At 72.3% G+C, this 21477-nt stretch carries 12 protein-coding genes and 1 pseudogene; 9 read left to right on the top strand and 4 right to left on the bottom strand.

Going from position 1 to position 21477, the window contains the following annotated elements; genetic code table 11:
• The first annotated feature begins 218 nt into the window (after positions 1-218).
• Positions 219-3830, top strand: a complete 3612-nt coding sequence (smc, locus tag IH25_RS0121390) for a chromosome segregation protein SMC (RefSeq protein WP_030612743.1) — start codon at positions 219-221, stop codon at positions 3828-3830.
• Positions 3831-4079: 249 nt separating this feature from the next.
• Positions 4080-5498, top strand: a complete 1419-nt coding sequence (locus IH25_RS0121395; protein WP_030612745.1) for a sugar porter family MFS transporter — start codon at positions 4080-4082, stop codon at positions 5496-5498.
• 138 nt (positions 5499-5636) lie between these two features.
• On the opposite strand, the pseudogene IH25_RS37670 reads toward IH25_RS0121395, so the two are convergent.
• Positions 5637-6607, bottom strand: a pseudogene (locus IH25_RS37670) (LLM class flavin-dependent oxidoreductase).
• Between the two features lie 80 nt (positions 6608-6687).
• Complete coding sequence (locus IH25_RS0121405) at positions 6688-8139, bottom strand: cytosine permease (RefSeq protein WP_030612747.1); 1452 nt, start codon at positions 8137-8139, stop codon at positions 6688-6690.
• Between the two features lie 169 nt (positions 8140-8308).
• On the opposite strand from IH25_RS0121405, the gene ftsY reads away from it, so the two are divergent.
• Positions 8309-9514 carry a signal recognition particle-docking protein FtsY gene (ftsY, locus tag IH25_RS0121410; RefSeq protein ID WP_030612749.1) on the top strand — a complete coding sequence of 402 codons (1206 nt, stop codon included), beginning with the start codon at positions 8309-8311 and terminating at the stop codon, positions 9512-9514.
• A gap of 110 nt (positions 9515-9624) precedes the next feature.
• Here ftsY and IH25_RS0121415 read toward each other — a convergent pair whose 3' ends face one another.
• Entirely contained in the window at positions 9625-10281 is a 657-nt protein-coding gene (locus IH25_RS0121415; protein WP_030612751.1) for a bifunctional DNA primase/polymerase, read from the bottom strand.
• Between the two features lie 457 nt (positions 10282-10738).
• Here IH25_RS0121415 and nsdA point away from each other — a divergent pair, with 457 nt between their 5' ends.
• The 6 genes from nsdA (at position 10739) to ftsH (ending at position 20447) form a co-directional block, all read left to right on the top strand.
• A complete protein-coding gene (gene nsdA / locus IH25_RS0121420) occupies positions 10739-12217 on the top strand; it encodes a transcriptional repressor NsdA (RefSeq protein ID WP_030612752.1) in 1479 nt (492 codons plus the stop codon).
• Positions 12218-12561: 344 nt separating this feature from the next.
• A complete protein-coding gene (locus tag IH25_RS0121425; RefSeq protein ID WP_030612754.1) occupies positions 12562-13899 on the top strand; it encodes an ammonium transporter in 1338 nt (445 codons plus the stop codon).
• Complete coding sequence (locus IH25_RS0121430) at positions 13896-14234, top strand: P-II family nitrogen regulator (protein WP_030612756.1); 339 nt, start codon at positions 13896-13898, stop codon at positions 14232-14234. The genes IH25_RS0121425 and IH25_RS0121430 overlap by 4 nt, the downstream gene beginning before the upstream one ends.
• 28 nt (positions 14235-14262) lie before the next feature.
• Positions 14263-16719: a [protein-PII] uridylyltransferase gene (locus IH25_RS0121435; protein WP_030612759.1), complete on the top strand. Its 2457-nt coding sequence runs from the start codon at positions 14263-14265 to the stop codon at positions 16717-16719.
• Positions 16720-16787: 68 nt separating this feature from the next.
• Positions 16788-18341, top strand: coding sequence for a signal recognition particle protein (gene ffh, locus IH25_RS0121440; protein ID WP_030612764.1), 1554 nt, complete (start codon positions 16788-16790; stop codon positions 18339-18341).
• 168 nt (positions 18342-18509) lie between these two features.
• Positions 18510-20447, top strand: a complete 1938-nt coding sequence (gene ftsH / locus IH25_RS0121445) for an ATP-dependent zinc metalloprotease FtsH (RefSeq protein ID WP_030612767.1) — start codon at positions 18510-18512, stop codon at positions 20445-20447.
• On the opposite strand, the gene IH25_RS0121450 is transcribed toward ftsH, so the two are convergent.
• Positions 20444-21286: an SAM-dependent methyltransferase gene (locus tag IH25_RS0121450; protein ID WP_209445349.1), complete on the bottom strand. Its 843-nt coding sequence runs from the start codon at positions 21284-21286 to the stop codon at positions 20444-20446. The two genes, ftsH and IH25_RS0121450, sit on opposite strands and share 4 nt — an antisense overlap.
• Positions 21287-21477: the final 191 nt, after the last annotated feature.

The raw sequence follows: 21477 nt of genomic DNA on the forward strand, positions 1-21477 counted from the left end.
AGTGATCGGGCTGCCCGTATCAACCGCTCAGTTGATCGGACGACTGCGATCCAGTCGTCAGAGTAGCAAGGGACGCTTCGGCGTCCCTTCGTTCTTTACCCCCGCATCCTTTCACCTTCTTCAACATCTGGTGTGCCCTGCATGGTCAACCACGAAACCGCGCGGCGGCGGGGGTTGACGGGCCGGGCCGGGAGCGGCGGCGGGTAGAGTCCAGGGGCGTGCACCTCAAGGCCCTGACCCTGCGCGGGTTCAAGTCGTTCGCCTCCGCGACCACCCTCCGGTTCGAACCGGGGATCACCTGTGTCGTCGGCCCGAACGGCTCGGGCAAGTCCAATGTCGTGGACGCGCTCAGCTGGGTCATGGGCGAACAGGGCGCCAAGTCGCTGCGCGGCGGCAAGATGGAGGACGTCATCTTCGCCGGCACCACCGGCCGCCCGCCGCTCGGCCGCGCCGAGGTGTCCCTGACCATCGACAACTCCGACGGGGCCCTGCCCATCGAGTACGCCGAGGTCACCCTCACGCGGACCATGTTCCGCAACGGCGGCAGCGAGTACCAGATCAACGGCGACACCTGCCGCCTGCTGGACATCCAGGAACTCCTGTCCGACTCCGGCATCGGCCGCGAGATGCACGTCATCGTCGGCCAGGGCCAGCTCGACTCCGTCCTGCACGCCGATCCCATGGGCCGCCGCGCCTTCATCGAGGAGGCGGCCGGCGTCCTCAAGCACCGCAAGCGCAAGGAGAAGGCGCTCCGCAAGCTGGACGCGATGCGGGCCAACCTCGCGCGCGTGCAGGACCTCACCGACGAACTGCGCCGCCAGCTCAAGCCCCTCGGCCGCCAGGCCGCGGTGGCGCGCCGGGCCGCCGTCATCCAGGCCGACCTCCGCGACGCCCGGCTGCGGCTCCTCGCCGACGACCTGGTGCGGCTGCGCGCGGCCCTCCACGCGGAGATCGCCGACGAGGCGGCACTGAAGGAACGCAAGGACACCGCCGAGCGGGAACTGAAGCAGGCCCTGCACCGGGAGGCCCTGCTGGAGGACGAGGTACGCCGGCTCACCCCGCGGCTGACGCGCGCCCAGCAGACCTGGTACGAGCTGTCCCAGCTCGCCGAACGCGTCCGCGGCACGATCTCCCTGGCCGACGCCCGGGTCAAGAGCGCCACCTCCGCCCCGGTCGAGGAACGGCGCGGCCGGGACCCCGAGGACCTGGAGCGCGAGGCCGCCCGCGTACGGGAACAGGAGGCCGAGCTGGAGGCCGCCCTCGAAGCGGCGCGACGGGCACTGGAGGATACGGTCGAGCACCGCGCCGAGCTGGAGCGCGAACTGGCCGTGGAGGAGCGCCGGCTGAAGGACGTCGCCCGCGCCATCGCGGACCGCCGCGAGGGCCTGGCCCGGCTCTCCGGGCAGGTCAACGCGGCCCGCTCACGCGTCGCCTCCGCCGAGGCCGAGATCGACCGGCTCGCCACGGCCCGCGACGAGGCGCGGGAGCGGGCGGCGCGCGCGCAGGAGGAGTACGAGGCACTGCGCGCGGAGGTCGACGGCCTGGACGCGGGCGACGCCGACCTGGCCGAGCGGCACGAGGCCGCGAAGCGGGAGCTGGCCGACGCGGAGGCCGCCCTGGGCACGGCCCGCGACGCCCTCACCGCCGCCGAGCGCACCCGCGCGGCGACCCGGGCCCGCCACGAGGCGCTGGCGCTGGGCCTGCGCCGCAAGGACGGCACCGGCATGCTGCTCGGCGCGCGCGACCGCCTCACCGGCATCCTCGGCCCGGCGGCGGAACTGCTGAGGATCACCCCGGGCTACGAGACCCCCCTGGCGGCGGCCTTCGGCACGGCGGCCGACGCCCTCGCTGTCACCACCCCGGCGGCGGCGACCGAGGCCCTGACCCTCCTCCGCAAACAGGACGCCGGCCGAGCCACCCTCCTCCTGACGGGAGCCCCGGAGGAGGCGCCCCGAGGGGGCGCGGGGAACGGCGCGAGCAACCACGACGCCCCCGCACCCGACGACGTCGACACAGCACCCAGAACCCCCCTCCTCTTCGCCGCCACCCTCGTCCACGGCCCCGCCGAGCTCATGCCCGCCGTACGCCGTGTCCTGCGCGGCATCGTCGTGGTCGACACCCTGGCCGACGCCGAGACCCTGGTCCACGCCCGCCCCGACCTGACCGCGGTCACCGCCGAAGGCGACCTCCTCGGCGCCCACCTCGCCCACGGCGGCTCCGCGGGCGCCCCCAGCCTGCTGGAGGTCCAGGCCTCCGTGGACGAGGCCGCGGCCGAACTGGCCGAGCTGGAGGTCCGCTGCCGACAGCTGGCCGAGGCGCAGCGCGCGGCGGCCGAGCGCCGTACGCGGGCCGCCGCCCTCGTGGAGGAACTCGGCGAGCGGCGCCGCGCCGCCGACCGGGAGAAGTCGGCCGTAGCCCAGCAGCTCGGCCGCCTGGCCGGCCAGGCCCGCGGCGCCGCCGGCGAGGCCGAGCGGTCGGCCGCGGCGGCGGCCCGTGCGCAGGAGGCGCTGGACAAGGCGGTGCAGGAGGCCGAGGAGCTGGCCGAGCGGCTGGCCGTGGCCGAGGAGACGCCGGTGGAGGAGGAGCCCGACACCTCGGTCCGGGACCGGCTCGCCGCCGACGGGGCCAACGCCCGGCAGACCGAGATGGAGGCACGCCTCCAGGTCCGTACGCACGAGGAGCGGGTCAAGGGACTCGCCGGACGCGCCGACGCGCTCGACCGGGCGGCCCGCGCCGAACGTGAGGCACGCGCGCGTGCCGAGCGGCGCCGGGCCCGGCTGCGCCACGAGGCGGCCGTGGCCGGGGCGGTCGCCTCCGGCGCCCGGCAGCTGCTCGCGCACGTGGAGGTGTCCCTCGCCCGCGCCGAGCAGGAGCGCGCCGCCGCCGAGGCCGCCCGGGCCCGGGGCGAGCGGGAACTGGCCGCCGCCCGCACGGCCGGCCGCGAACTCAAGGCCGAACTCGACAAGTTGACGGATTCGGTCCACCGGGGCGAGGTACTCGGCGCCGAGAAGCGGCTGCGCATCGAACAGCTGGAGACGAAGGCGCTGGAGGAACTGGGTGTCGAACCGGAGGGACTGGTGGCCGAGTACGGGCCGCACCAGCCGGTGCCGCCCTCGCCCCCCGCCGACGGCGAGCGGCTGCCCGAGGACCCGGAGCACCCGCGCAACCGGCCCCGTCCCTTCGACCGCGCCGAGCAGGAGAAGCGGCTTAAGGCGGCCGAGCGGGCGTACCAGCAGCTGGGCAAGGTCAACCCGCTGGCGCTGGAGGAGTTCGCCGCGCTGGAGGAGCGGCACAAGTTCCTCAGCGAGCAGCTGGAGGACCTGAAGAAGACCCGCGCCGACCTGCTCCAGGTGGTGAAGGAGGTCGACGAGCGCGTCGAGCAGGTCTTCACCGAGGCCTTCCGGGACACCGCCCGCGAGTTCGAGGGCGTCTTCGGCCGGCTGTTCCCCGGCGGCGAGGGCCGTCTGGTGCTGACCGATCCCGCGAACATGCTCACCACGGGCGTGGACGTGGAGGCGCGTCCGCCGGGCAAGAAGGTCAAGCGGCTCTCCCTGCTGTCGGGCGGCGAGCGCTCGCTGACCGCGGTGGCGCTGCTGGTGTCGATCTTCAAGGCCCGGCCGAGCCCGTTCTATGTCATGGACGAGGTCGAGGCCGCGCTGGACGACACCAACCTCCAGCGGCTGATCGGGATCATGCGGGAGCTCCAGGAGAGTTCGCAGCTGATCGTGATCACGCACCAGAAGCGCACGATGGAGGTCGCCGACGCGCTGTACGGCGTGTCCATGCAGGGCGACGGCGTCTCGAAGGTCATCTCCCAGCGGCTGCGCTAGCCCCTTTTCCCGGGTTCACCAGGGATCCTTCAAGATCATCTTGCCGAGCGTTCAGTTCTTGAACGCAAGATCGTCAGGCATATCTGAAAACTCACAGTCGTTGAACTATTGACTTCGAAACTTGAAGGCATAGTCTCTGCAACGTTGCTTTTACCTTCAGGTGTAAGTGGCTCATCCGTATGCGCCACTGGAGACCTGTAAGGGCTCGCCCCCACCCGGCAGCGTTGCCGTGGCCCGAGGAGTTACACCGTGACCAGCACAGCGCAGGCACCTCAGTCAGGAGCCAGGACGGCTCACCCCGATCATCTCGGGCACGTCATCTTCATCGCGGCGGCTGCCGCCATGGGCGGCTTCCTCTTCGGCTACGACAGCTCCGTGATCAACGGCGCCGTCGAGGCCATCCGGGACCGTTACGACGTCGGTTCCGCCGCCCTCGCCCAGGTCATCGCGATCGCGCTGATCGGCTGTGCCATCGGCGCCGCCACCGCCGGCCGCATAGCCGACCGCATCGGCCGTATCCGCTGTATGCAGATCGCCGCCGTCCTGTTCACCGTCAGCGCCGTCGGATCCGCGCTGCCGTTCGCGCTGTGGGACCTCGCCTTCTGGCGTGTCATCGGCGGCTTCGCCATCGGCATGGCCTCCGTGATCGGCCCCGCCTACATCGCCGAGGTCGCCCCGCCCGCCTACCGCGGCCGGCTCGGCTCCTTCCAGCAGGCCGCGATCGTCGTCGGCATCGCCGTCTCCCAGCTGGTCAACTGGGGGCTGCTCAACGCCGCCGGCGGCGACCAGCGCGGCAAGCTGATGGGCCTGGAGGCCTGGCAGGTCATGCTCGGTGTGATGGTCGTCCCGGCCGTCCTCTACGGCATGCTGTCCTTCGCGATCCCCGAGTCCCCCCGCTTCCTGCTCTCCGCCGGCAAGCGTGAGCGCGCCCGGGAGATCCTGGCCGAGGTCGAGGGCAAGGACGTCGACCTGGACGCCCGCGTCGCCGAGATCGAGCACGCGATGAAGAGCGAGCACAAGTCCTCCTTCAAGGACCTGCTCGGCGGCTCCTTCTTCTTCAAGCCGATCGTCTGGATCGGTATCGGCCTGTCGGTCTTCCAGCAGTTCGTCGGCATCAACGTCGCGTTCTACTACTCCTCGACGCTGTGGCAGTCGGTCGGCGTCGACCCGTCGGACTCGTTCTTCTACTCCTTCACCACCTCGATCATCAACATCGTCGGCACCGTGATCGCGATGATCTTCGTGGACCGCGTCGGCCGCAAGCCGCTCGCCCTCATCGGCTCGGTCGGCATGGTCGTCGGCCTGGCGCTGGAGGCCTGGGCGTTCAGCTACGACCTGGTCGACGGCAAGCTGCCGAGCACCCAGGGCTGGGTCGCCCTGATCGCCGCCCACCTGTTCGTCCTCTTCTTCGCCCTGTCCTGGGGCGTGGTGGTCTGGGTCTTCCTCGGCGAGATGTTCCCGAACCGGATCCGCGCCGCCGCCCTCGGTGTCGCCGCCTCCGCGCAGTGGATCGCCAACTGGGCCATCACCGCGAGCTTCCCGTCGCTGGCCGACTGGAACCTCTCCGGCACCTACGTGATCTACACCGTCTGCGCCGCCCTCTCCATCCCGTTCGTCCTGAAGTTCGTCAAGGAGACGAAGGGCAAGTCCCTGGAGGAGATGGGCTGAGCCTCCTAGCGAGGCCCCCCGAACTCGGGGAGAAGGGCCAAGACCCCGCTGCCCTCTCCTCGTACCGTCCGCCGCCCCCGGTCCCGGCCACCCGCCCGGACCGGGGGCGGCGGTGTGCGTACGCCCGGGCGGCCCGGCTCAGCCGCCCAGCGCCGAAACGACCCGCTCCGCGAACAGCCGCAGGCCGCGCCGGCCCTCCTCCAGCGGCATCCCGCCCGCCGGCGGGTGCAGCACCAGGCTGTCCAGGCCCCGCGCCGACACTGCTCCGGGGTGAGGATCCGGTACACGCCCTCCGCCCGCAGCTCCGCCACCGTCGTGGCCGCCGACCGCACCGCCGAGCGGATCCCGTCCGGCTGCCAGGAGGCGTAGGTCCGGGCCTCGTGCAGCAGATGCCCGCCGTATTCGGCCCACGCCCGGTCCGGGTCCTCGGCGAGATGGAGCAGCGGCGTCCCGGCGGCCGGCATCATCGTCCAGCCCTCGGTGCCGTACTCGGCGAGCCGCTCCTCGTCGTACGCCGCCGGCTCCGGCAGGTGCGCGCTCGGGAAGAAGGGCAGGCCGAACCGGGCGGCCCGGCGCGCGGCGGCCTTCGAGGAGCCGCCGGCCGGCAGCGGCGGATGCGGCCGGGTGTACGGGCGCGGGGTGAGCCGTACCCTGCGGCCCCGGTAGTCGAACTCCTCACCGGTCCACGCCGTCGGCAGTGTCTCCGGCAACTCGTCCTGGAGCAGGCCGCGGCGAACCCGGTCGACGCCGAGCATGGCGTACTCCTCGGGCCGGTAGCCGATCCCGGCCACGGTCACCAGCCGGCCGCCGCTCAGCAGGTCCAGCACGGCGATGTCCTCCGCGAGCCGCAGCGGGTCGTGCAGCGGGCCGATCACCGCCGACACCGTCACCGCGATCCGGCGGGTGGCCCCGAGCACCGCGCCCGCGAAGACCAACGGCGACGGCAGCCAGCCGTTCTCCGCGCCGTGGTGCTCCTCGGTCCGCACGGTCGCGATCCCGTGCGCGTCCGCGTAGCAGGCCATCTCCACCGCGGCCCGGTAGCGGGCGGACAGGGCGTCGGGAGCGGCGCCGGGCGCGACGAGGTTGAAGCGTACGACCGTGACGGGCATGCGACGTCCCCCTCCGGTACGGCTCGGTGGAGGGGGACGTTGGCTGACGCTGCGTCAGTTGGCCAGGGGCCCGGCCGGTGTCAGGCGCCGGTGGTGGCGGGCTGCCCGGCGATCTCCTCGGCCGCGGGCCCGGTGGCCGGCGCCGGCTTCGGCAGCACCAGGTACAGCGCGCCGGAGATCACGATCGTGGCGACCCAGCCGAGGCCGTACTCGCCGATCACGTTGTTCGTCGCCAGCGGGCCGGTGAACCAGTCCGAGGTGGTGAACATTAGGCCCGACACCAGGCCGATCGCCCAGGCGGCCACGGCCGCGGGGGAGAAGCCGCCCTTGTACCAGTAGGCGCTGGTGCGGGTGGTGTCGGCCATGGCCCGGCCGTCGTACTCGGTACGGCGCAGCATGTCCGCGCCGAACACGCCGACCCATGCGGAGAAGGCGACCGCCAGCAGCGACAGGAAGGCGATGAAGGAGCCCATGAAGCTGGTCGCCACCAGCATCAGCACCCCGCCGAACACCAGCGAGATCACCGCGTTCACCGAGACCGCCCAGTGCCGCGGCACCTTGATGCCCAGGGTCTGCGCGGTGAAGCCCGCCGAGTACATCGACATCGAGTTGATCAGCAGCATGCCGATCAGCGCGATGAACAGGTAGGGCACCGCGATCCACGTCGGCAGGATCTCGCCCAGGAAGGACACCGGGTCGCTGGCCGAGGCCAGGTCCGGGGTGGACACCGCCATCACCGCGCCCATCAGCACCATCGGCAGCACGACGACACCGGCGCCGCCCACCGCCGTCCCCACGATCGCCTTCGAGGACGCCGTACGCGGCAGATAGCGGGTGAAGTCCGGGGCCGAGGGGATCCAGCTGACACCGCCCGCCGCGATCATGCCGACACCGGTGATCACCGAGGCCGTGGAGCCGGCGCTGTGGTCCATCACCTTCGACCAGTCGGTGTCCACCACCAGATAGCCCAGCACCAGCACCGAGAAGACGCCGAAGAAATAGGTCGCGTACTTGTTGCACTTCTGCACGGCGTTGATGCCGAGCCCCGAGATCGCGAAGGTCGCCACGACGAACAACAGCAGCATCACCATGTCCAGGACGTTGTTCGCCTTGATGCCGAACAGGATGTCCAGGATGGTGAGCATCGCGTACGCGCCGGTCACCGCGTTGATCGTCTCCCAGCCCCAGCGCGCGACCCAGATCAGCGAACCGGGCAGCAGATTGCCGCGCTGCCCGAAGACCGCGCGCGACAGCGCCATGCCGGGCGCACCGCCCCGCTTGCCCGCGATGCCGATCAGGCCGACCAGGCCGTACGACACGACCGGCGCGGCCACCGCGACGATCAGGGCCTGCCAGAAGTTCAGGTGGTAGGCGACGACGAGGCTCGCGCCCATCGTCAGCAGCAGGACGCTGATGTTCGCGCCGACCCAGGTGGGGAACAGCTGCCGCGGACGCGCGGTGCGCTCGTGGTCGGGGACCTGCTCGATACCGCGGGTTTCGAGAGCGCCTTCGGTCTCGGCGGATGTGCTCATGGAAGAGGTGCCTGACATGGGGGACAAGGTGACGTGGGGACTCTACGCGCGTGGATAGAGGTGCCACCATCGTACTTTGCTCCGAGTCCTCGTGTTAAGTGGCCTTTGTCTCTCGGAGAAAGCCACAAACGAGGTTCTCGCGGACCCTATGGCCGATACTGGTCGGGTTATGGAAACCGTCATCCTTGCTGTAGTCATCGCCGTGGTCGTGCTCGGCGCGCTCGGCGGGCTGATCGTGGGCAGCCGGCGCCGGAAGCCGCTGCCCCCGCCGCCCCCGAAGGCGCCCGACATCACCGCGCCCCCGGCCGAGCCGCACGTCGGCGAAGAGGCCGAGACGCCGCGCGACGAACCGCGCCGGACGATCGAGGAGGTGGATCTCCCGGGCGGCCCCGCGGTCGTCGTCGAGGAGCCCCCCGTCGCCGAGGCTCCCGAGATCGAGATCGAGGTCCCGGAGCCCACCGCGGGCCGGCTCGTCCGGCTGCGCGCCCGCCTGTCCCGCTCGCAGAACGCCCTGGGCAAGGGCCTGCTCACCCTGCTCTCCCGCGAGCACCTGGACGAGGACACCTGGGAGGAGATCGAGGACACGCTGCTGACCGCCGATGTCGGCGTGCAGCCCACCCAGGAACTGGTCGAGCGGCTGCGCGAGCGCGTCAAGGTGCTCGGCACCCGCACCCCCGAGGAACTGCGCGGCCTGCTCCGCGAGGAACTCCTCCAGCTGGTCGGCACCGACCTCGACCGCACGGTCAAGACCGAGCCCGAGGGCCGCAAGCCCGGCATCGTGATGGTCGTCGGCGTCAACGGCACCGGCAAGACCACCACCACCGGCAAGCTCGCCCGGGTCCTGGTCGCCGACGGCCGCACCGTCGTGCTCGGCGCCGCCGACACCTTCCGTGCCGCCGCCGCCGACCAGCTCCAGACCTGGGGCGAGCGCGTCGGCGCCCACACCGTGCGCGGCCCCGAGGCCGGCGACCCCGCCTCCGTCGCCTTCGACGCGGTGAAGGAGGGCAAGGAGATGGGCGTCGACGTGGTGCTCATCGACACCGCCGGACGCCTGCACACCAAGACCGGCCTCATGGACGAGCTGGGCAAGGTCAAGCGCGTGGTGGAGAAGCACGCGCCGCTGGACGAGGTGCTGCTCGTCCTGGACGCCACCACCGGCCAGAACGGCCTGGTGCAGGCCCGCGTCTTCGCCGAGGTCGTGGACATCACCGGCATCGTGCTGACCAAGCTGGACGGCACGGCCAAGGGCGGCATCGTGGTCGCCGTCCAGCGCGAGCTGGGCGTGCCGGTCAAGCTGATCGGGCTCGGCGAGGGCGCGGACGACCTCGCGCCGTTCGAGCCGGAGGCGTTCGTGGACGCGTTGATCGGCGACTGAGTCACCGGAATCACGCCGCTTTGTTCTAGGAACGTTCCTGGGTGACAGAGCGAGAGCGCCCGCCCCCCACGTGCAGTCGGGGGCGGGCGCCGCTCTTTTCTCCAGCCGTCCTACCCCCGCGACCGATGCGCCACATACGCCAGCGCCCCCAGCAGCAGCCGGGCCGCCGGAGGCCGGGTCGCGGAGTCCAGCGCGGGCGGGCGCAGCCAGCGCACCGGGCCCAGGCCGCCCCGGTCGGAGGGCGGGGCGGTGATGTGCGTCCCCGGGCCGAGACCGCGCAGGTCCAGCGCGGCCGGGTCGTCCCAGCCCAGGCGGTACAGCAGCCGGGGCAGGTCGGCGGCGGCGCCGGGGGCGACGAAGAAATGGGCGCGGCCGTCCGGGGTGGCGGCGACCGGACCCAGGGGCAGGCCCATCCGCTCCAGTCGGACCAGCGCGCGACGGCCGGCCGGCTCCGACACCTCCAGGACGTCGAACGCCTGGCCGACCGGCAGCATCACGGAGGCGCCCGGGAACTCGGACCAGGCCTTGCTCACCTCGTCCAGCGTGGCCCCGGCCGGGACCGGGGGCGCGAACTCCAGCGGATGCGCGCCCGGCGCCGCGCAGTCGGGCCGCCCGCACGAGCAGGCGCCCCCGGCGGCCCGGGCCCCCGGCACCACGTCCCAGCCCCACAGTCCGGTGAATTCGGCGACGAGGGTGCACTCCGCCAGGCGCCCGCGCCGACGCGTGCCGGAGCGGATCTCGCGGATGCCGCCGATCGTGAAGCCCATGCCCCCTCCAACGGGTCCTGCGCGCCGGTGGTTACGACACGGAACGAGACGGAAGCGGAACGTAACGTTACGGCTCCGCCTGCCCGCGCGGTGATGGGGCCAATGCGGCGCCTTGAAGCGTGCCGGGTGGCATATCAGGCTCCGTGCGCCCCTGAGTGCATCACTCCGCCGGCTTCCGCCCGTCCCCCGTAAGTACAGCGCGCGGAGCCAATCGTGTGCGCATTCGAAGGGGTGGCGAATGGTGGCGTTTCCGGTACGCCCGGGACTGGAGGGTGATCGTGGGATTACTCTGAGTGCGCGAGTTCACGGGGGCGCATGCACGCGCGGATATGCCGGAGGCAAGCCGTCAACTCGTTCGAAGGGTGAGAACCGCCGGACAGGAGGCTTTATTTACCGGCATTCTGATAAGGCTTGGCGCACCAGGTGACAAGTGGTCTCAGGAATTGGGGGCATCCCAGTGGGCGGCAACGGCGGTAGCGGTACGAGCGCTGAAAAGCGCCCCAACGAGCTGCTCGGCTCGTGGTTCGTGCGCAGCGGCTGGTCCAAGGGCGAGCTGGCCCGGCAGGTGAACCGCAGGGCACGCCAGTTGGGCGCCAACCACATCTCGACCGACACCTCGCGGGTGCGCCGCTGGCTCGACGGCGAGAACCCCCGCGAACCGATCCCGCGCATCCTGTCCGAGCTGTTCTCCGAACGCTTCGGCTGCGTCGTCTCCATCGAGGACCTCGGCCTGCGCGCCGCCCGGCAGTCGCCCGCCGCCTCCGGGGTCGACCTGCCCTGGACCGGCCCGCAGACGGTCGCCCTGCTCGGCGAGTTCTCCCGCAGCGACCTGATGCTCGCCCGGCGCGGCTTCCTCGGCACCTCCCTCGCCCTGTCCGCCGGCCCCTCCCTGATCGAGCCCATGCAGCGCTGGCTCGTGCCCACCCCCGGCGCCCCGGCCCCCGCCGGACCCGCCCCCGTGCTCGACTCCCGCCGCCCGGGCCGGCTCTCCCAGCCCGAGCTGGAGCTGCTGGAGACCACCACCCGCATGTTCCGCAAGTGGGACGCCCAGTGCGGCGGCGGACTGCGCCGCAAGGCGGTCGTCGGACAGCTGCACGAGGTCACCGACCTGCTCCAGGAACCCCAGCCCGAGGCCACCACCCGCAAGCTGTTCCAGATCGCCGCCGAACTGTCCCAGCTCGCCGGCTGGATGTCGTACGACGTCGGCCTCCAGCCCACCGCGCAGAAGTACTTCGTGCTCGCCCTGCACGCCGCCAAGGAGGCCGGCGACAAGCCGCTCGGCTCCTACGTCCTGTCCAGCATGAGCCGCCAGATGATCCACCTCGGCCGGCCCGACGACGCCCTGGAACTGATCCACCTCGCCCAGTACGGCAGCCGCGACTGCGCCGGCCCGCGCACCCAGGCCATGCTGTATGCGATGGAGGCCCGCGCCTACGCCAACATGGGCCAGCCCGGGAAGACCAAGCGCGCCGTCCGCCTGGCCGAGGACACCTTCGCCGAGATCGACGAGTGGGACGAGCCGGACCCCGACTGGATCCGCTTCTTCTCCGAGGCCGAGCTGTACGCGGAGAACTCCCACTCCTTCCGCGACCTCGCCTACAACGCCGGACGCAGCCCCAGCTACGCCTCCCTCGCCGAACCGCTCATGCGGCGCGCCGTGGAACTGTTCGCCAAGGACTCCGAGCACCAGCGGTCGTACGCCCTCAACCTCATCGGCATGGCCTCGGTGCACCTGCTCCAGCGCGAGCCCGAGCGCAGCACGGAGTACGCGGCGAAGGCCCTGGACGTCGCCAAGAAGGTCCGTTCCGAACGGGTGAACACCCGTATCCGCAAGACGGTCGGCACGGCCGTACGCGACTACGGCGAGCTGGCCTCCGTGATCGACCTCTCCGACAAGCTCGCCGCCGACCTGCCGGAGGCCGCCGAAGCGGGCTGACCCCCGGCATCCCCCCAGCCCCGGCCGCGGCCGGTCCTCGCGAACCGCCCGACTCGGCTCCCCCATGCCAGGTCGTCGAGAGGACCGCCGCGGCCGGTCCGTTCCTCCACCGGGATCGCCCCGGAGAAGGTCGCGCCACGATAACGACCGGCGCGGCCCGGCAACTCCCGCTTCACCGACGCGTAACACACAGGGCGCCTTCGTCACCCCGGCGAAACAACGAGGGGCTTCCACCGAAACCGCGCTGCGCGAGTCTCGTGGCGCACAACCGGCCCACCCCTCACCCGACCGGACCGCTCAGGCACCGCCCGCACGGGGCCGTACCAATCGACGAGGAGACGCCGATGGCACCAGCCATCATGCTCGCGGCGGAGGCACCCAGACTGTCGTCCGCCAACACCGGCTTCATGCTCATCTGTTCCGCCCTGGTGATGCTGATGACCCCGGCCCTGGCCTTCTTCTACGGAGGCATGGTCCGCGTCAAGAGCACCCTGAACATGCTGATGATGAGCTTCATCAGCCTCGGGATCGTCACCATCCTGTGGGTGCTCTACGGCTTCTCCCTCGCCTTCGGCAACGGCAACAGCCTGATCGGCTACAACGCCGACTGGATCGGCCTCAGCGACATCGGTCTGACCGAGCTCTGGGACGGCTACACCGTCCCGGTCTTCGTCTTCATGGTCTTCCAGCTGATGTTCGCCATACTCACCCCCGCCCTGATCAGCGGCGCCCTCGCCGACCGGGTCAAGTTCTCCGCCTGGGCGCTCTTCGTCGCCCTGTGGGCGACCATCGTCTACCTCCCCGTCGCCCACTGGGTCTGGGCCTCCGACGGCTGGGCCTTCAAGCTGGGCGTGATCGACTTCGCGGGCGGCACGGCGGTCCACATCAACGCCGGCGCGGCGGCGCTCGGCGTCATCCTCGTCATCGGCAAGCGCGTCGGCTTCAAGCGGGACCCCATGCGCCCGCACAGCCTCCCGCTGGTCATGCTCGGCGCCGGTCTGCTCTGGTTCGGCTGGTTCGGCTTCAACGCCGGCTCCTGGCTCGGCAACGACGACGGCGTGGGCGCCCTGATGTTCGTCAACACGCAGGTCGCCACCGCCGCCGCGATGCTGGCCTGGCTCGGCTACGAGAAGGTCCGGCACGGCGCCTGCACCACCCTCGGCGCCGCCTCCGGCGCGGTCGCCGGCCTGGTCGCCATCACCCCCTCCGGCGGCGCGGTCTCCCCGCTCGGCGCGATCGCCGTCGGCGCCATCGCCGGCGTCGCCTGCGCCGCGGCCGTCGGCCTGAAGTTCAGGTTCGGCTACGACGACTCCCTCGACGTCGTCGGCGTCCACATGGTCGGCGGCATCCTCGGCTCCCTCCTCGTCGGCTTCTTCGCCACCGGCAAGGGCCAGTCCACCGCCACCGGCGTCTTCTACGGCGACCACGGCTTCGACCAGCTGTGGAAGCAGTGCGCGGGCGTCTTCGCGGTCCTCGCCTACTCCCTGATCGCCTCCGCCGTCCTCGCCTTCCTCCTCGACAAGACCCTCGGCATGCGGGTCACCGAGGACGAGGAGATCTCCGGCATCGACCAGGCCGAACACGCCGAGACCGCATACGACTTCAGCGGAGCGGGCGGCGGCGTCGCCGGCGGTGCCACCGCTGCCCTGGCCGCCGCGCAGACCCGGAAGGTGGACGCATGAAGCTCATCACCGCAGTCGTCAAGCCCCATCGGCTCGACGAGATCAAGGAAGCCCTCCAGGCCTTCGGCGTGCACGGGCTCACCGTCACCGAGGCCAGCGGCTACGGCCGGCAGCGCGGCCACACCGAGGTCTACCGCGGCGCCGAGTACACCGTCGACCTCGTCCCCAAGGTCCGCGTGGAGGTACTGGCCGAGGACGACGACGCCGAGCAGCTGATCGAGGTCATCGTCAAGGCCGCCCGCACCGGCAAGATCGGGGACGGCAAGGTGTGGTCCCTGCCGGTGGAGACCGCCGTCCGCGTCCGCACCGGCGAGCGCGGTCCGGACGCGCTCTGACCAGGACCGACAGGAAGAGGAGTCGCCGGTGACGGGCACGGACACGCACACAGGGACGGAAGACCCGGGGACCGGCGGCTACGCGGCGGCCCGGCTGCGCCTCCTCACCGAGGACGCGCGGTCCGGGCCGCCGCGCCGTTCCGCACTCGCCGGCCTGACCGACGACTGGCTCGCCGGACTGTTCGGCGCGGCGGACGGCCCCGCCCGCGGCGTCTGTCTCGTCGCCGTCGGCGGCTACGGCCGCGGCGAGCTGTCCCCGCGCAGCGACCTCGACCTCGTCCTGCTGCACGACGGCTCCGACCCCGGCGCCGTCGCCGCCCTCGCCGACCGGATCTGGTACCCCGTCTGGGACCTCGGCCTCTCCCTGGACCACTCCGTCCGCACCCCCGCCGAGGCCCGCGCCACCGCGGCCGAGGACCTGAAGGTCCAGCTCGGCCTGCTGGACGCCCGCCACCTGGCCGGTGACACCACCCTGACCGCAGGCCTGCGCACCGCCGTCCTCACCGACTGGCGCAACCAAGCCGCCAAGCGCCTGCCCGAGCTGCGCGAACTGTGCGCCGAGCGCGCCGCCCGCCAGGGAGAACTGCGCTACCTGCTCGAACCCGACCTCAAGGAGGCCCGCGGCGGCCTGCGCGACGCCACCGCGCTGCGCGCCGTAGCCGCCTCCTGGCTCGCCGACGCCCCGCGCGAGGGACTGGCCGACGCCCGTCGCCGGCTGCTCGACGTCCGCGACGCCCTCCACCTGGCCACCGGCCGCGCCACCGACCGGCTCGCCCTCCAGGAACAGGACCAGGTGGCCGCCGAGCTGGGCCTGCTCGACGCCGACACCCTGCTGCGCCAGGTCTACGAAGCCGCCCGCGTCATCGCGTACGCCGCCGACGTCACCTGGCGCGAAGTGGGGCGCGTGCTGCGCGCACGCGCCGTACGGCCACGCCTGCGCGCCATGCTGGGAGGCGGCCGGCCGGCCACCGAACGCTCGCCGCTGGCCGAGGGCGTCGTGGAGCAGGACGGCGAAGTGGTGCTCGCCCGCGCCGCCCGCCCCGACCGCGACCCCGTCCTGCCGCTGCGCGCCGCTGCCGCCGCCGCGCAGGCCGGCCTCCCGCTCTCCCCGCACGCCGCCCGGCACCTGGCCGCCACCGCGCGCCAACTGCCCACCCCCTGGCCCGCCGAGGCCCGCGAGCAACTGGTCACCCTGCTCGGCTCCGGCCGCCCGACCGTCGAGGTCTGGGAGGCGCTGGAGGCCGAGGGCCTGATCGCCCGCCTGCTGCCCGACTGGGAGCGGGTCCGCTGCCGCCCCCAGCGCAACGCCGTCCACATCTGGACCGTCGACCGGCACCTCATCGAGACCGCCGTGCGCGCCTCCGCGCTCACCCGCCGGGTCGGCCGCCCCGACCTGCTCCTGGTCGCCGCCCTGCTGCACGACATCGGCAAGGGCTGGCCCGGCGACCACTCGGTGGCCGGCGAGATCATCGCCAAGGACGTCGCCGCGCGCATCGGCTTCGACCACGCCGACGCCGCCGTGCTGGCCACGCTGGTCCGCCACCACCTCCTGCTCATCGAGACCGCCACCCGCCGCGACCTGGACGACCCCGCCACCGTCCGCTCCGTCGCCGACGCGGTCGGCACCCAGAGCACCCTGGAACTGCTGCACGCCCTCACCGAGGCGGACGCCCTCGCCACCGGCCCGGCCGCCTGGTCCTCCTGGCGCGGCAACCTCGTCACCGACCTGGTCCGGCGGGTCTCCGGTGTCCTCGCCGGGGCCGCCCCCGACGAGCCCGAGCCCGCCGCGCCCACCGCCGAGCAGGAGCGCCTCGCCATCGAGGCCTTCCGCACCGACGGCCCGGTCCTCGCCCTGCGCGCCCAGACCGAACCCGCGCCGGGCGCCGACCCGCCGCCCGGCGAACCGGAACCCCTGGGCGTCGAACTGCTCATCGCCGTCCCCGACCAGCCGGGCGTCCTGCCCGCGGTCGCCGGGGTCCTCGCCGTGCACCGCCTCACCGTCCGCACGGCGGAACTGCGCGCCCTGCGGCTGCCGGACGACGTGGACGACGACGGCACGATCCTCCTGCTCGACTGGCGGGTCGCCGCCGAGTACGGCTCCCTGCCCCAGGCGGCCCGGCTGCGCACCGACCTCGTCCGCGCCCTGGACGGCACCCTGGACATCACCGGCCGCCTCGCCGAACGCGACGCCGCCTACCCCCGCCGGCGCGGCTGGACCGCCCCGCCGCCCCGGGTCACCGTGGCCCCGGCCGCCTCCCGCCACGCCACGGTGATCGAGGTCCGCGCCCAGGACGCCCCCGGCCTGCTGCACCGCATCGGCTCCGCCCTGGAGAAGGCGGGCGTACGGGTGCGCAGCATGCACGTGTCGACGCTGGGCGCGAACGCGGTGGACGCGTTCTACGTCACGACGGGCACGGGGGCGCCGCTGCCGGAGGAGGACGCGGGATCACTGGCACGGGTACTGGAGGAGACGCTGCGGGCGTGACCTTTCGCTTGCGGAGCCGGATACTCTTGAGGGCGACCCAGCTTCCGACTCTGAGGACCGACGCCGCCGTGTTCGATACTCTCTCCGACCGCCTCTCAGCCACCTTCAAGTCCCTCAGGGGCAAGGGCAGGCTCAGCGAGGCGGACATCGACGCCACGGCACGTGAGATCCGCATCGCGCTTCTCGAAGCCGACGTGGCCCTCCCCGTCGTCCGTGAGTTCGTCAAGAAGGTCAAGGAGCGGGCGCTCGGGGTCGAGATCTCCAAGGCGCTCAACCCGGCGCAGCAGTTCATCAAGATCGTCAACGACGAGCTGGTGGAGATCCTCGGCGGCGAGACCCGCCGTCTGCGCTTCGCCAAGCAGCCGCCCACCGTGATCATGCTGGCCGGTCTCCAGGGTGCCGGTAAGACCACCCTCGCCGGCAAGCTCGGCCGGTGGCTCAAGGAGCAGGGCCACTCCCCGCTGCTGGTCGCCTGTGACCTCCAGCGCCCGAACGCCGTGAACCAGCTGAGCGTCGTCGCCGAGCGCGCCGGCGTCGCGGTGTACGCGCCGGAGCCGGGCAACGGCGTCGGCGACCCGGTGAAGGTCGCCAAGGACTCCATCGAGTTCGCGAAGTCCAAGGTCCACGACATCGTGATCGTGGACACCGCCGGCCGCCTCGGTATCGACGCCGAGATGATGCAGCAGGCCGCCGACATCCGCGACGCCGTCTCCCCGGACGAGATCCTGTTCGTCGTCGACGCGATGATCGGTCAGGACGCCGTCAACACCGCCGAGGCCTTCCGCGACGGCGTCGGCTTCGACGGTGTGGTGCTCTCCAAGCTCGACGGCGACGCCCGCGGTGGTGCCGCGCTGTCCATCCGGCAGATCACCGGCAAGCCGATCATGTTCGCGTCGAACGGCGAGAAGCTGGACGACTTCGACGCCTTCCACCCCGACCGGATGGCCTCCCGCATCCTCGACATGGGTGACCTGCTCACCCTGATCGAGCAGGCGGAGAAGACCTTCAGCCAGGAAGAGGCCGCCAAGATGGCCTCGAAGCTGGCGTCCAAGAAGGGCCAGGACTTCACCCTGGACGACTTCCTGTCCCAGATGGAGCAGGTCAGGAAGATGGGCAGCATCAGCAAGCTGCTCGGCATGCTCCCGGGCATGGGCCAGATCAAGGACCAGATCGCCAACCTGGACGAGCGGGACGTCGACCGCACCGCCGCGATCATCAAGTCCATGACCCCGGCCGAGCGCCAGGACCCGACGATCATCAACGGCTCCCGCCGCGCCCGTATCGCCAAGGGCTCCGGTGTCGACGTCAGCGCGGTCAAGGGCCTGGTCGAGCGGTTCTTCGAGGCCCGCAAGATGATGTCCCGCATGGCCCAGGGCGGCGGTATGCCGGGCATGCCGGGGATCCCGGGCATGGGCGGCGGCCCCGGCCGGCAGAAGAAGCAGCAGAAGAAGGCCAAGGGCAAGCAGCGCTCCGGCAACCCGATGAAGCGCAAGCAGCAGGAGCTGGAGGAGGCCCAGCGCCGCGAGGCCGCCGCGCAGGCGGGCGGGGCGTTCGGTCTGCCGGGCCAGCAGGGCGGTCAGGACTTCGAGCTGCCGGACGAGTTCAAGAAGTTCATGGGCTGACCGGGCACCGGTCCCGGACCGGCCCGTACGTCGTCGAGGGCGCCCTTCCGCCGGAAGGGCGCCCTTCGCGCATGCCGGAGCGTCCTTCGCGCATGCCGGAGCGCCCCTCGCGCATGCCGGTGAGCCCTCGCGCATGCCGGTGCCCGGATCGTGTCGTACCGTCCCGGTATGACCAACCCTGCTCCGTCGCGCAGGTCGCCGGACCAGCCCTGGCGCACCGAGGGCGCCCCGGAGGAGCCGCCGCGGCCTCCCGGTGGGCGCGGGATGCGCGGCGGCTGGTGGCGGCTGATCCTCACCGCGCTGATCGTGTACCTGATCGCCAACCTGGTGCTGTCGTACGTCGACCAGGCGAACGAGCCGACGATCTCGTACACCGAGTTCAGCCGGCAGGTGGACGCGGGCAACGTCGACAAGATCTACGCCAAGGGCGACTCCCTCCAGGGCCAGCTCAAGAAGGAGCGGAAGAACCCGGAGGGCGGCGGCGGGTACACCAAGTTCAACACCGAGCGGCCGTCGTTCGCCGACGACGACCTGTGGGCCAATCTGACCCGGCACAAGGTCACCGTCACGGCCGAGCCGGTCGTCCAGCACCGCAGTTTTCTCGCCAACCTGCTGATCTCGCTGGCGCCGATGCTGCTGCTGATCGCCGTGTGGGTGTTCGTCGCGCGGCGGATGAGGGCGGGGCTCGGCGGTGCGGGCGGGATGCTCGGCCGCAAGGCGCCGCCGAAGCCGGTGGAGCTGGTGCCGGGGGAGAAGCGGACCACGTTCGCCGACGTGGCCGGCATCGACGAGGTCGAGGCCGAGCTGAACGACGTGGTCGACTTCCTGAAGAACCCCGACGCCTACCGCCGGATGGGCGCCAAGATGCCCCGGGGCGTGCTGCTCGCCGGTCCGCCCGGCACCGGCAAGACACTGCTGGCGCGGGCGGTGGCCGGGGAGGCGGGCGTGCCGTTCTTCTCCGCGTCGGCCTCGGAGTTCATCGAGATGATCGTGGGCGTGGGCGCCTCCCGGGTGCGGGAGCTGTTCGCGGAGGCCCGCAAGGTGGCGCCGTCGATCATCTTCATCGACGAGATCGACACCATCGGGCGGGCGCGCGGCGGCGGCGCCTCGATGGGCGGGCACGACGAGCGCGAGCAGACGCTGAACCAGATCCTCACCGAGATGGACGGCTTCTCCGGCTCGGAGGGCGTGATCGTGATCGCGGCCACCAACCGCGCCGACATCCTCGACCCGGCCCTGACCCGCCCGGGCCGCTTCGACCGGGTGGTGCAGGTCTCGCCGCCGGACCGCGGCGGACGCGAGGCCATCCTGCGGATCCACACCCGGGACATCCCGCTCGCCGGCGACGTCGACCTCGCCCGGGTGGCCCGTACCACGCCGGGTATGACGGGCGCGGAGCTGGCGAACCTGGCCAACGAGGCCGCGCTGCTCGCGGTCAAGCGGAAGCAGCGGCAGGTGACCGGCGCCGACCTGTCCGAGGCGCTGGAGAAGGTGCAGCTGGGGGCGGAGCGTTCGCTGGTGATGCCGGAGGAGGAGCGCCGGCGCACCGCGTACCACGAGAGCGGGCACGCGCTGCTGGGCATGCTGCAACCGGGCGCCGACCCGGTGCGCAAGATCACGATCGTGCCGCGCGGCCGGGCGCTGGGCGTCACGCTGTCGACCCCGGAGTCGGACAAGTACGCGTTCACCGAGGAGTACCTGCGCGGCCGGATCATCGGCGCGCTGGGCGGGATGGCGGCCGAGCAGGTGGTCTACGGCGTGATCACCACGGGTTCCGAGAGCGACCTGGAGCAGGTCACCAGCATCGCCCGGGGCATGGTGTCGCGCTGGGGCATGAGCGAGCGGGTGGGCAGGCTGTCCGCGCTGCCGAGCGACGCCCAGCAGGCGTACGGCCTCGCCGCCGCCCCGCAGACCCTCGATGTGATCGACGCGGAGATGCGGCGGATCGTGGACGACTGCTACGAGGAGGCGCGCCGCAAGCTCCGCGACCACCGGGGACAGCTCGACGCGCTCGCGCACGCCCTGCTGGAGAACGAGACGCTGGAGGAGGCGGACGCCTACCGCATCGCCGGGATCACCCGCCTGGGGAAGGACACCGAGACCTAGGGAACCCGGGCGACCAGGTAGCGGAAGACGTTCGGCATCCACACGGTGCCGTCCGGGCGGCGGTGCGGGTGCAGGGCCTCGGTCAGCTCCTTGTCGACCTGCCGGGCGTCGGTCGCCGCGATCGCCGCGTCGAACAGGCCGGTCGACAGCAGGCCCCGTACGGCGCTGTCGAGGTCGGCGTACCCGAACGGGCAGGCCACCCGGCCGGAGCCGTCGGGCCGCAGCCCGGCCCGGACGGCGGCCTCCTCCAGGTCGTCGCGGCGGGCGGGCCGCCAGCCGCGGGCGCCGGGCAGCGGGTCGGCAAGGCCGGCGGCCGTGCGCAGCACCGCGGAGGTGGCGCAGCGCTCGGGCGGCCCCCAGCCGGCCAGCACCACGGCGGCCCCGCGCGCGGCCAGCGGCAGGGCGGCGGCGAGCAGCTCGCCGAGCCCGTCGGCGTCGTCCGGAGCGAAGAGGGTCAGCAGGGTGTACGGTCTTCCGCCGGCCGGTTCGGCGGGGGGATCGTCGAGGAGTTCCGGGGCCGTCCGCGCGTGTGCGGCGCCGGGCGGGCCGGCCGGCAGCAGGCGGGCGCGGGCGAGGGCGAGCCGTTCCGGGAAGGCGGAGTCGACGCCGGTGACCGCGGCGCCCCGGGAGGCCGCCAGCAGCAGGGCGAGCCCGGCCCCGCAGCGCAGGTCCAGCAGCCGGCTCCCGGGGCCCACGCCGAGTCGGTCGTAGACGGCTTCGTAGAGCGGTACGAGCATCCGCTCCTGGATCTCGGACCAGTCACGCGCGCGTGCGCTCAAGTCCACGCGGGGTGCCGGGTCCGCGTGAGCCACGTGCTGCCGCACGAGCGTAGGTGTCATAGAAGCGCCCCAATCCGCCGACGTCGCGTCGCTGTATTCGGTCGCGTGGCCCCCGTGCGTGCGTGCGCACTTCCCACGTATGCCAGGTAACTCCGGGCCCGCGGTGCCGTCCAGGGGTCTCGGGGCCCGGCTTGGCCCCTGGACGCGGGAGTGGCGAGAATTCACATTCCGGCAACCTGGCGGGCCGTACG

Source organism: Streptomyces achromogenes subsp. achromogenes, assembly GCF_000720835.1.
Taxonomy (GTDB): Bacteria; Actinomycetota; Actinomycetes; order Streptomycetales; family Streptomycetaceae; genus Streptomyces; species Streptomyces achromogenes.